This is a genomic window from Aquibacillus saliphilus (assembly GCF_020404745.1).
Lineage (GTDB): Bacteria > Bacillota > Bacilli > Bacillales > Amphibacillaceae > Aquibacillus > Aquibacillus saliphilus.
In genome coordinates this window covers 1-12,122 of the sequence record NZ_JAIZAP010000001.1, presented here as the reverse complement: position 1 = coordinate 12,122, position 12,122 = coordinate 1, and the positions used below count along the sequence as shown (strand labels likewise).

At 36.6% G+C, this 12,122-nt stretch carries 10 protein-coding genes and 1 riboswitch; of the genes, 2 read left to right on the top strand and 8 right to left on the bottom strand.

What is annotated here, in order from left to right:
- Positions 1-152 precede the first annotated feature (152 nt).
- The 3 genes from LD272_RS00050 to LD272_RS00040 form a co-directional block, all read right to left on the bottom strand.
- A complete protein-coding gene (locus LD272_RS00050) occupies positions 153-1,580 on the bottom strand; it encodes a hypothetical protein (RefSeq protein WP_226034537.1) in 1,428 nt (475 codons plus the stop codon).
- Positions 1,581-1,881: 301 nt separating this feature from the next.
- On the bottom strand, positions 1,882-2,454 hold the full coding sequence (gene thiT, locus LD272_RS00045; RefSeq protein WP_226034536.1) for an energy-coupled thiamine transporter ThiT: 573 nt from the start codon (positions 2,452-2,454) through the stop codon (positions 1,882-1,884).
- 91 nt (positions 2,455-2,545) lie between these two features.
- Positions 2,546-2,646: riboswitch (TPP riboswitch) on the bottom strand.
- 83 nt (positions 2,647-2,729) lie between these two features.
- Positions 2,730-3,152, bottom strand: coding sequence for a universal stress protein (locus LD272_RS00040; RefSeq protein WP_226034535.1), 423 nt, complete (start codon positions 3,150-3,152; stop codon positions 2,730-2,732).
- Between the two features lie 241 nt (positions 3,153-3,393).
- Between LD272_RS00040 and LD272_RS00035 the strand changes: the two genes are divergently transcribed.
- A complete protein-coding gene (locus LD272_RS00035; protein ID WP_226034534.1) occupies positions 3,394-3,690 on the top strand; it encodes a S1 RNA-binding domain-containing protein in 297 nt (98 codons plus the stop codon).
- A gap of 65 nt (positions 3,691-3,755) precedes the next feature.
- Here LD272_RS00035 and LD272_RS00030 read toward each other — a convergent pair whose 3' ends face one another.
- The 5 genes from LD272_RS00030 to LD272_RS00010 form a co-directional block, all read right to left on the bottom strand.
- Positions 3,756-5,558, bottom strand: coding sequence for a M3 family oligoendopeptidase (locus LD272_RS00030; RefSeq protein WP_226034533.1), 1,803 nt, complete (start codon positions 5,556-5,558; stop codon positions 3,756-3,758).
- A 287-nt stretch (positions 5,559-5,845) separates the two neighbouring features.
- Complete coding sequence (locus LD272_RS00025; protein ID WP_226034532.1) at positions 5,846-6,688, bottom strand: N-acetylmuramoyl-L-alanine amidase family protein; 843 nt, start codon at positions 6,686-6,688, stop codon at positions 5,846-5,848.
- A 280-nt stretch (positions 6,689-6,968) separates the two neighbouring features.
- A complete protein-coding gene (locus tag LD272_RS00020) occupies positions 6,969-8,858 on the bottom strand; it encodes an alpha-E domain-containing protein (protein WP_226034531.1) in 1,890 nt (629 codons plus the stop codon).
- The gene (locus LD272_RS00015; RefSeq protein ID WP_226034530.1) at positions 8,858-10,315 is read right to left on the bottom strand and encodes a circularly permuted type 2 ATP-grasp protein; all 1,458 of its coding nucleotides are present in this window, start codon (positions 10,313-10,315) and stop codon (positions 8,858-8,860) included. The genes LD272_RS00020 and LD272_RS00015 overlap by 1 nt, the downstream gene beginning before the upstream one ends.
- A 394-nt stretch (positions 10,316-10,709) precedes the next feature.
- Positions 10,710-11,570 carry a manganese catalase gene (locus tag LD272_RS00010; protein ID WP_226034529.1) on the bottom strand — a complete coding sequence of 287 codons (861 nt, stop codon included), beginning with the start codon at positions 11,568-11,570 and terminating at the stop codon, positions 10,710-10,712.
- A 394-nt stretch (positions 11,571-11,964) separates the two neighbouring features.
- Between LD272_RS00010 and LD272_RS21530 the strand changes: the two genes are divergently transcribed.
- The coding region (locus LD272_RS21530) for a helix-turn-helix domain-containing protein (RefSeq protein ID WP_226034999.1) at positions 11,965-12,122 on the top strand (158 nt) is incomplete at its 3' end.

Sequence of the window (12,122 nt, the reverse complement as noted above, 5' to 3'; positions counted from 1 at the left end):
GGTATGTATGTTTAAAGCCAACAACTGTAAAATATATCGTATCATATTCAAAGCGTTCTTCTAAATAATTGATACAAATGATAGCAACAGAAAATAAGCTGATTACCCCGGTGGAGCACTCAGCTTATTTTTTGGGGGCATTTTAGTGAATTCTAGAATAAAAATAAAGCTAACAGTGTTGATGCTACTAAACCAATCATAACAGGACCAAAGTTTTTCCTAACTAGTTCCATTACAGGAACTCCACAGAAACCAGCAACAGCCACCAGCGAGGACCATGCGATAATCGTGCCTCCTCCAGTCCAAATCGATCCCATTTGACCAATTGCAGCAAGTGTTGTTGCGTCAATAGATCCATCAGCAAGCGCACCAGATAACGCACCCGTGAGTGGCAAACCGGAAAATCCGGATCCATCTAAACCAGTAATAATACCAATGATCAATATACTAAAAGCTGCTAAAAAGGCGCTTTGCGGTAAAAATTCTTGTGTTGATTGTACAAGATCGAATAATAACGCCGGTGGATTTTCTTCACCGATAGGTAAGATGCCACCTGCAAAATCTGAGCTACCTAAGAAAAAGAAACCAGCAATAGGGATAACTGGTCCCATCGCTTTAAAGGCAAAAGTGAAACCATCGACAATGTGTTCACTAATATAATCAAGTGCACGATGCTTACCAAATACGAAGGTTGAAAGTAGTAGTAAAACAATTGCTACCCCACCAATAAATGCCGCACCATCTCCACCTTCAAATCCACCCATTCGACCTGCAGACAATTTAGTTGAGACCATGTAAATCATGACCGCTAACATCGAAACTGGTACTAAAACCGCGAAAATTTTACTCCAAAGCGATAAATTTTTAGTTTCTGATTTCTTGTGACTTTCTTCTTTTAATCCTTGCATAGTTGCTAATTCTTTTTCAATTTGAGGATCATTTTTTTGACGTATAGATTTTCTATTGAAAAAATACGCCAATGCTATTGCGATTCCTCCAGTAATTAATGATAAAACTAGTGCTTGATCTGACAAAACAGAGGTCTCTACACCTGCGGATTTAGCAGATAATCCTGGAGCAACTTGAATAACATAGTCAGATGATAAAGCCATCCCTTGACCTGCAAGGGCAACCGCCATAGCCGCTACCATTGCTGGTAAACCTGCGCGAATAGCAGCAGGAACTAATAGTGCACAAATTAGTGGTACTGCTGGAGTTGGCCAAAAGAATAATGAAATAAGATAGGTTACGCCAATTAAAACAAAGTAAGCTACATGCCCATTAACCATAAACTTTTCAATAGGCTGTATCATCCGCTTATCAGCACCTAAATCTTTTAGTGAATGTAATAAAGCAACCATAAATGTAATAATTAAGAAGATATTGAACAATTCTTTAGCAGCTACTAGATTTGCATTAAAAACTGCAGTAAAACCATCAATAACATTTCCTTGATATATCCAAGCAACTACAAATGTTCCAAGTAAAGTAGGAAGAACCACGCCCTTGCGAAATACCATCGTGATAATAATTAACAATGTAAACAATCCATATATCCAGTGGGAAATTGTTAATTCCACGTCACATTGCCTCCTTATTCAGTTATTTATTAACTGTGATAATAGCCTATGCAAAACGGATTTAATGGTGACGTGGTAAGCAAACGCATGACGCAAGAAGTCACTCCATAGAACAAAAGCGCAAGGGGCATTCGAAATAAGCAAACCGCTTATTTCCGGGTAAGCGCTGGAGCTGGATGTGGCTAACTTAGTAACCAATTACCGACAGAGTAATCCATTTTGTAATTTCCTATACATAAAAAAAATCCTCTCGTCAAAGACGAAAGGATTTTTTATCGTTATAATAATACACTAAAACTATTTAATTAGTCGCTGTAATAAGTTTAGGGCGTTTATTAAACAAGAAACCAACAACAATGGTATTGATAATAAATGATGGTATTAAATAAGAACCGTTATATACTAATGAGTAAACCCAAACATTCATACCGTCGATTAGTGAATCGAAGAACACAATTCCAGCAATAAAATGTGCCGCGAAACGTAATGTACATGCTAATAATACGCCTAACGTGATAGCTGAAATAAATCCAGAAGTGTTTCCATCTTTTACATTTTGTTTGACTTTATTAGCAAATAACCCAGCAAACCCTAAAACAGTAAATGCCAATCCATAATCAATAAAGCCTTGAACAGGATGCATAATCCAAGCTGTTCCTAAAGCAACTTGTAACACTCCAAATAAAAAACCGGATACTAAACCACCCTTAAGTCCCCAACGAAAAGCGACAATAAAGACTGGAATCATTGCAAATGAAATCGAACCACCCTGTGCCCATAATTTAAACGATAAAAATGGCAAAAGATCAAGTACTAACGCTAAAGCTGTAAAAATTGCTACCTCAATTAGAAATAATGTTCGTTTCGAATTCACTTTAAATTTCCTCCCCTCGAATTTTGGCAATAAAAAAAGCAATGCCAAGGGGAAGCTTCCTGATGGAAAATATGCTTTATTGCATACCGGACACCAGAAAAGCCACCATCCCTACGCTAGAATTAACTAACAGGTTCAAAGGGTCTGAACAAATGTTCACTCTCAGCCATAATGGCTCCCCCTGAAGGCTTCACTTCTATACTTTGATTGCTAATAGATATTATAACTTAAAACTCGCTAAATAAGCAATATAGAAAGACTATACTCATTCCTTGTTAAGACACAACTGTCACTGGGCACGGAGCATTTTTTATTACACTATAACACGTGCTACCTAGTAGTCTTCCTTTTACTTTCTTCATACTTGTTGTTCCCATAATGATACCAAGTGCCTGAATATTCTTTGCTTCATTACATATTTCTTGTGATGTAATTCCTAGACGCCATTTCACTTTTAAATCGATATTTTTTCCAACTCGGTTCCTACCCTTATTAAGCACTTTAATTGCTTCTTCTTTTTTATATTCCTGTAGCTGTTTCTTACCAATTTTTTTATTTGCATAATGTGTATTTACTCTCTGTTGAACATGAAATAATTCAATTGTATAGCCTGATGTACGCGCTAATTTTACAGCATAATCTATAGCTAATAGAGATTGCTCTGAATCGTCAATTGCAACTAGCAATATATTCTTCACACGAATCACCTCTGCTTTATACTATTCAGCAAGTAGTGAAATACGTACCATAAAATAATTTTAGGATGATTTTTTTTATTTGAGATATAGTAGTAAATAGGTTTTATGAAATTGATTTGTTTATACTGAAAAGTTAACACAACCATATTCTCGCGCTTCAAAATTCTTCGAAGTAACACAAGTTGAGCATCATCTAATTATGTGTCATAATTTAGAGGTATTCATGCAGGGAGGTTCAAGTTTGAATATTGTATATTCTCAACCGTTTTTCATAGTAAATCGTGAAATAAGTAATAACCAACAGTTTTATTTTGAATCAGAAAAATACATTAACCTCTATATAGACCGAATAACAACACCTATGCATCAATTTTATCTAGATGAAGTGCTTGATGTTTCTTATAAGCTACTCACATCATCTAATTATTGTTTATTATACTTGCATACTAACCAAGGTGTATTCACTTTTAACGTAAAATCATCTCCAGATGAATTAAAAAGAGAATTCCTGAAAACCAAAAAAAGTAATCAACACTAATTTATTAGCCACTTTTAAAAGAGGTTTTCCCAAGCTTGGGAAAACCTCTTAAATTTCTAAAGTTTTTATCTAATTTTATTTTCCGTTAACCGCAAAAATTCCTCGACATCAGCAATACATAACTCAATGCCTTTTTCCCAGAAATCTAATCCTCCAAGATCTACATTTAGATGTTTTTTAGCCAAATCTTCAACAGTCATAATTCCAGTGTCCCTTAATAATTCTTTATATGACTCTTCAAAGTTTCCATCTGATTCAACTGCATTCGCATAAATTCCTAGACTAAATAGATAACCAAACGTATATGGGAAATTGTAAAATGGAACATCTGTAATATGAAAATGCAACTTGGACGCCCAGAACGTTGGATCATAAGATTCAAGTTCATTACAGTATGCTTCTTTTTGTGCTTCAACCATTAACTCACTTAGTCTCTCAGCTGAAACAATTCCGTTTCGACGTTCTAGGTAAAACTTATTTTCAAAAAGAAAACGTGAATGTATATTCATAAAAAATGCTACGCTACGCTGGATTTTTTCTTCGAGTAACGATATTTTCTCATCTTGAGTTGTCGCATTTCGTACAGCTGCATCGGCAATAACCATTTCAGCTAAGGTTGAAGCTGTTTCCGCTACATTCATAGCATAGTCCTGATTCAACACACTTAATTCATCCATTACATGCTGATGATATCCATGACCGAGTTCATGAGCTAATGTCGCGACATTGGATGCTGTACCAGAATAAGTCATAAATATTCTAGTTTCACCGCTATCTGGAAAGCTAGTACAAAATCCACCCGGTCGTTTGCCTGCTCTATCTTCCGCTTCGATCCACCCTTTATCAAAAGCAGTTTGAGCAAACTCAGCCATATTTGTACTAAATCGACTAAACTGTTCAATAATCGTCCTGGCAGCTTCATCAAAGTTAATTGTTTTAGTGGAAGTAGCAATTGGAGCCTCTAAATCAAACCAACTTAGTTTCTCTAAACCAAGTAGTTCCGCCTTTCTTTTTAAATAAGATACAAAAGGGGTTTTATTATTAGCTATTGCTTCCCACATTGCATGTAACGTCTCATCACTCATCCGGTTATAATCGAGTGGCTCTTTGAGCACGTGAGCCCAGCCGCGATGGTTATAGGTTTGTAGACGAAATCCAGCCAAATGATTAATTGTTTCAGCAAATAGCTCTGAGTTCTTCTTCCACTCTTTCTCTAATTCTGTAAATGCTTCTTTACGTTTCAAACGGCTTGGATCACTTAATCGATTAGCTGCCTGTCCTACAGAAAGATGCTCAGACTCATCACCATTAGTTAGTTCCACGCTCATCTTGCCGACAATAGTATCATACATCTCTCCCCAAGCATGATAGCCATCAACGGATAGGTCATTTAGTAGGATTTCTTGCTCTATTGGAAGTTTTTCCTTTGCTAATTTCCTTCTTTCATTAAGTACAAACTTAAACGCGATGAGTGTTTGTTGTTCTATTAGGTGTTCCCAAACATTTTCTTCAATTTGGACCAATTTCTGATCAAATTTAGATATGGTGGTAGCATATAATGATGAAAGTTGACTTCTTTTACCTACTAGTAGCTTAGCTTCTTTGTCACCAACGTCCTGAGCGGATAAGCAGCTCACAAAGGAGGAAAACTCACTCAATTGTTTAGTTGCTTTCTCTAGTAATTGGATAACATCTTCCAAATCCTTGGAATCATTAGAATGTTCAGGAATAATAAACTTGTTTACAGCACTTAATAACACATCCATATTTTTTTTGAGTTCAGATATATAATTATGTAATTCTTTAGAACTGCTTCCTCCAGAAAACAGTGAATCTAAGTTCCATTCCATTGTATATTGGCTGTTCATTTGTATCTCTCCTCGCAATGGCAATTGACGCTTTTCTAATTTTTAAAGATATCTACAAAATATCTCTAGTAAATTATAACAGATTTTGATTTAGAAATGCCTTATTCTCTTTTTCCCATCGACTTAAACTTTAAAACATATAAGTTTAGTCTCTTACAAGGAACAAATGAGAAGGAGCCGGATCTGGACGTGGCAAAATTAAGAATGAATTATCTATAGCAGTTCATTTTATAATTTCTCAAAAAATAAAAAGACTGTTCCAAGTTCGAGAAACAGCCTACTAACCACTAAGTAATACGAACGAATTTTTCATTTGCGGTAAGATAAAATAGTTGACCATTGGAGTTTTCTACTTGATATTGAAATCCTTCCCCTACTCTGACCCGTGCTAAAATTTTCGGAAAGCCAATTCCTTTATTAATTGTATTAACTAAAGCATTATCACCCCATGATGGTTTATTATAAAACCTTAATCCGTCTACTTTACTTTCCACACGCTTACCAATAAATTGTTGGTCTTTCATGGATTGAAAGGTTTTAGTTTGATTGATTACAGATGCTCTACCTCTTGGTGCGAAGTAACTATATCCACAATATTGACAGATCCCAAGTACGACTGCTTCAGCATAATCCTGCCAATGATTTCTTAGTTGTTTGATATCATCCATTTCTGAATCTGCAAATCCATACTCGATAATGTTGGTTTGTACTTTACCAGTTTCTCGTATCATAAAATAATAGTCTTGTCCTATACCAGAAGGAAGAGTTCTAGTAAATATTCGTCTCACATTTTGCCCGCTTTTTTGTAATTTTCCAGCAAGTACTTTTGCTAATTTCCCATTACTATAGATGGAGTGAATAATCTCTCCTCCATCTCCACCTCCTGCGTTAATGTGATTAGAAATACAGTAAGCAGCTCCACTGTCACGTACTATCTTCGTTCGTTTTTCATTGGTAAGGGTTGTATCGTTAGATCTAGTTATCGCAACTGGAAAATTCAACTGCTGAAAGCGACGATATTGATAGATAGAAATTTTTAAATTCATATCCTTTTCTATCCAGTACTGATTAGAACCCCCTCCTGGATCAGCACCGCCATGCCCTGGATCTATAATTAAAATAGGTTTCACTTGCTCCCTCCTCCCACATTCTTATTTCTATAATTGAAATCAAGGAGCCTTTTAGTGTCGCTACCCTTAAAAATGTTTTAAGTTTTACAACAACTAAAGTGCAGGCAACATGCTCACCCTAGGGAATAAGACGAGCCTCGGCGCCTAAGTTCTTAGCAGGCATAGAGGATTGACTTAAGACCTCAGGCGGTAGCTGGATGTGGTTAACTTAGAAATTAATTATCCACACGAAACCAAATTTATAATTTCCTAAGCAAGAACAAGAAGTCAGTCATGTATTTTATTGATCTATTAAAGTAACCGTAACACGAACATCAAGTGTATGACCTCCACCTCGGTAAACACCCTGTAGTGGACTAACATCTGCATAATCTCGGCCAGTACCAACACGGATGTGATTTTCCAACGCTTCGACATTATTAGTAGGATCAAGTCCTACCCAGCCGATTCCCGGCACCATTATCTCTACCCATGCGTGTGTTGCAGAATCACCAACCAAAGCAGAATTGTCACCTACATATAAGTAACCACTCACATAGCGAGCTGGTATATTTTTGGCTCGAACAATTCCAAGCATCACATGAGTAATATCCTGACATACACCATTTTTAAGTTCAAAGGATTCATATGCTTTTGTATTTACATGTGTAGCGTCTCCATTGTAGTTAAATCTTTCATGTAAATACTGCATGATAGCAATTGAAAATTGGACTGGATTCTCTATCTCACCGACTTCATTAATTACCTCCTCTATTTGTCCTGGTTTGAGATACGTGTACTCCGTTTCATTTAAGAAAGATAAATAATGATTATGAAACAAATCGGAATGAAAGATGGCTTTCATTTCCGGCGAGTATTCTACCCGGTGGATAAACGGACTTTTTTGAATACTGACGATAGAAGTTGTGGTTACTTCTAAATGGTTGTGTTGTTCAGGGATGAAAAATGTCTCCACATGGTTTCCCCACAAATCCAAATGTTCTTTTGTTAGAGAAGAAGGTTGAATCTCATTTCGATAGGATAGCAACCTCTGACACTCATCTGTCCTCGGTTTCAGTCTTATCGTGTTCATACTCTGGTTAACAGGTGATTCATAATCAAAACGATTTGTGTGAATAATTTGGTATTTCATGCTTGATCTACTCTCCGTATTTTGTTGTTGGCTTTGAAAAGTTTGTTTAGTATTCGTTTTAAAGTCTATATCGGGCTCAATCAAATAGTATGTTTTCGAAAAAATAATTCCAATTTCGTTACATCTATTCTGAAAATTATCTAAGAATGCACTTAATTCCTTTAATTCTAAATCATTGATTTTCACTTGATTAAACTCTTCCGCCAATTGATCAAGTGATGCATACATTTTCCACGAATAGTGAGAAACTTTACCGCCTTCCATTTCATAAACCGCTTGTCTTACATGGTTGATACAATACAGTATCGACCGAGGAAACTCCTTATTTGAAATTAGAAAAGTAAGCACTGCTTTTGGATTCATCTGAGGTGGGTTTTGTTTTAAATAGGCTTCATATCCGTTAACGAGCTGTAAAGCTGACCTCCAATAATAATAATATTGACCATGGTAATTATATTTAGTCTCTGCTGAAACTGTGTTATTGCATACTACATTTAATATTCGCGTTGTTTTTTCGGCCCGTTCAAGCCACTTTCCAATCTTAATAAATCGATAGGCAACACCACCCCGAGGCATCGACGATTCCACAATCCCCTGGACAGTTAATGCAGTCAGTTTAATTTGCTTTAATAATTTTTGTATGTCATCTTTTGTCCAATCGCTTGTATTAAAATCGCGAAAAGATAAACAAAAGTCATTCCATATTTCCCATAAATCGTCTGGAAGGTGATCTCTTGTTGTTTTGGCATTTTCTCTAGCTGCCCAAACACAATTTGTAATCGAATTTTCATTTTCAGTAGAAAACAACAAGTAATCGATAATATCTCTTTCTTGTGTAAGGGAACGCCCTGTCTGTTTAAATTCTGACAAAGAACCGCATATTTCAATCACAACTTCCCAATCATGATTTGCTAATATCTCTTCGTCTGAAGCTTCTAAAATTTGAATTAATTGGACACTCAGTATTCTTGCGTTATTTTCTGCTCGTTCAATGTTACGTGACATCCAGAATAAACAATCTGCAACCCTACTAAGCATTAAGTATCACTTCCCTTTCCTTTTAATACCCATGTATCTTTCCCTCCGCCGCCTTGAGAAGAATTAACTACCAGTGAACCTTGTTTTAATGCTACACGTGATAGCCCACCTGGAAGAACGTACGTTTCATTTCCTCTCATAACAAAAACACGGAGGTCAACATGACAAGGATAAAATTGGTCACCTTGATAAGCCGGAGCACGGGATAGCTTAATAGTTGGTTGAGCAATATATTGATGAGGCGCTTCCAATATTTTTTGCCGAAAAATTTCGATTTCTTCTGCTGAAGCATGTGGTCCAATCAACATATCATAGCCACCTGAAGCACCTACATTTTTAATTACTAATTGATCTAGGTGATCAAGAACCCATTCCCTTTGTTCCTTATCCCTTAGTCGATATGTCTCAACATTAGGAATTATTGGTTCCTCATCTAAGTAGTACCGAATAATATCTGGGACATATGCATAAGTTGCTTTATCATCTGCCACACCATTTCCTATACCATTTAAAATAGAAACATTTCCTTTTCTGTAAGCTTGGAGTAAATCTGGAACACCTAATGTTGATTCTTCATTAAATGCTTTAGGATCAAGAAAATCATCATCGATCCTTCGATAGATAATATCCACCTGCTCTAAACCTTTGATAGTTTTCATGTACACCTTATCATTTCTGACAAGTAAATCCCGCCCTTCAACTAACTCTAACCCCATTTGTTGCGCTAAAAAAACATGGTCGTAGTAAGCGGAATTAAATATACCGGGAGTCAGCAATACAGCTCTAGGGTCAGTCCCTTTTTTAAGTGTTGGAGGTCTATGTGCTAAGACTGCATCATGTAAGTAGGAGATCTGATGCTCTAAAGTGAACAGCGAATGCTTCGAAAAAAATTCAGGATATACTTGACGCATTACGTAACGGTTTTGATAGACATAGGACATCCCCGATGGATTGCGCAAATTATCCTCTAGGACAAGGTATTGACCGTTTTCATCTTTGATTAAATCAATACCAGCCAGAAAAATGTGGTTTTTCAAAGGAATATCAATACCTTGGACTTGTTTGTAGTAAAAATATGGATTTCCCTCTACTAATTCTTTTGGAACAATCCCATCTTTTACTATATTCTGTTCCCGATAAATATCCTCTAAAAATAAATTTAAAGCCTCAGTCCTTTGAATCATACCTCTTTCCACTTTTCTCCATTCCTCGTCCGGAATAATGATTGGCACAAAGTCAAAAGGCATTATCTGCTCTTTACTCTCGTTTTTGTTATAAACAGTGAAAGTAATTCCTTGCCTTAAAAAAGATAGTTGAGCAGTTTCATGCTTTTTCTTTAGTTCTTCTTCGTTAAAATCACTCAGAATTCGATGGAATTTAGAATAATGAGTTCTTGGCGTTCCATCTAATTTCAACATTTCATCAAAAAAAGGTGCTGTTTTATATGGTTTAAACAAAGCAGTCCCTCCTAATTGGGCATCAGTATTTTAAACCTTTGGTATTACTAATTCCGTTAAAACTCTCTATCTAACTACTCGTCCTAGTCTAATAGTATTCAACCTATGGATTAATAAGACTTATTTAATCTAATTTATTGAGACGCAGGCACCTTACTCACCCTAGGGCAATAAGACGAGCCTCGGCGCCTTTTTACATCTTTGCAACATAGAGGATTGATTTAAGACCTCTGGCGGGTGCATTTGAAATAAGCAAACCGCTTATTTCCGGGTAGGCGCCGGAGCTGGATGTGGCAAAGCTTAGGAATTAATTGTCTACAAGAAACCAATTTTATAATTTCCTAAGAAATGAAAAAACGAGCGTCCATTAAATTTGGACACCCGTTTGTTATTGCTATTTCATATCTGGGTCTGGATGAACGTTGGAAGTGCGCAATACACTAAGTGGAGTATCATGAATATATGGAGGTGCTGGCTTAAGTTTTGGTTTTTTGCCGAACGGTACTGGGTTATCTACATAATTAAACACACCACAACCATCCATGCTTGTTCCATAAGCCCAACGGCCCTTTGCACTCTCATTACCCGCTGAGTAGTTGAACAATGTGTAGGATACTTCTTGTTTTTCAAGCTCTCTCGGGAATGTACTTGGTACAACCACATTTTCCTTCGCTTCTAGTTCTGCGATTGCTGCTAACCATTGGTTTTGGTGCATCGTGTCACGTGCGATTAACCAGGAAAGCATATCTTTAACACCGCGGTCTGTTGTTTGTTCATATAAACGAACCGCTTGTAATCTACCATGAGATTCATATGTTAAATTCATTCGAAAATCTGCTAGTAAATTTCCGCTTGCATTAATGTAGCTCGCCGTCCAAGGATTACCAACACTATCTACTGGCATTGCACCCAGACCTGACACAATTGCATGCTGAGGGTTCATTCCGCCTAAAACAGCACCAATTACAGGGTCTTTAGCTGCCACATCTAAATCGCCAACAGGGGCATCTTCTAATAATCTGGCAATCATAGTAGCTAGCATTTCAACGTGTGCTAATTCCTCTGCACCAGTATCCATCAATAAATCTTTATACTTTCCATCACCTCGTGTTCCCCAACCTTGAAATAAATATTGCAAGGCAACAGAAATTTCACCAAATTGTCCCCCTAATATTTCTTGTAATTTCTTGGCATAAAGCGCATCTGGTCTCTCTGGTTTTGCTCTGTATTGAAGTTCTTTTACATGATAAAACAAATAACCCACTCCTCACCTTTTTTTGTTTTCGGGTTTTTCTCCCTATGTTTTCTTATTCAACAATTAACAAATGGGTGAATGCTGGATAGCCTATTTTTTCTCTAAATTTCCTTGAATTAGAGGAGTAAAAGTCTACTAGCTAAGTTTAAGCTTACTTTAAACAAAAATCTGTTTTCTGAAAAATTTGGGACTGCGGTAACTCGTCGGATGGTGTTACCAAGCTAGAATAATGTATAACTAATCAGTGGCCACCGACTACTATAAAGGCGAAAAAGTGCGTGTTTGGGGCGAATCTTTACTCTTTCTTTTAAGCCCCCTTATTCCTTTGGACACCTAAATCGATTAAGAGTAGAATGATTTTAATAAAAAATCAATCGATAAAGGTGGTGATAAGATGCCAAGAGAAGCAGAAATCATTGAGGATTTAAAAAAACGTTATGTCCGAATGGCGTTAGAAACGAACAAATATGCGAGCACAGCACAAGCTGCTGGAGTTGACCGCAAAACGCTTCGAAGTTGGATGAATAAATATGAAACAGAGGTTCGAGATCA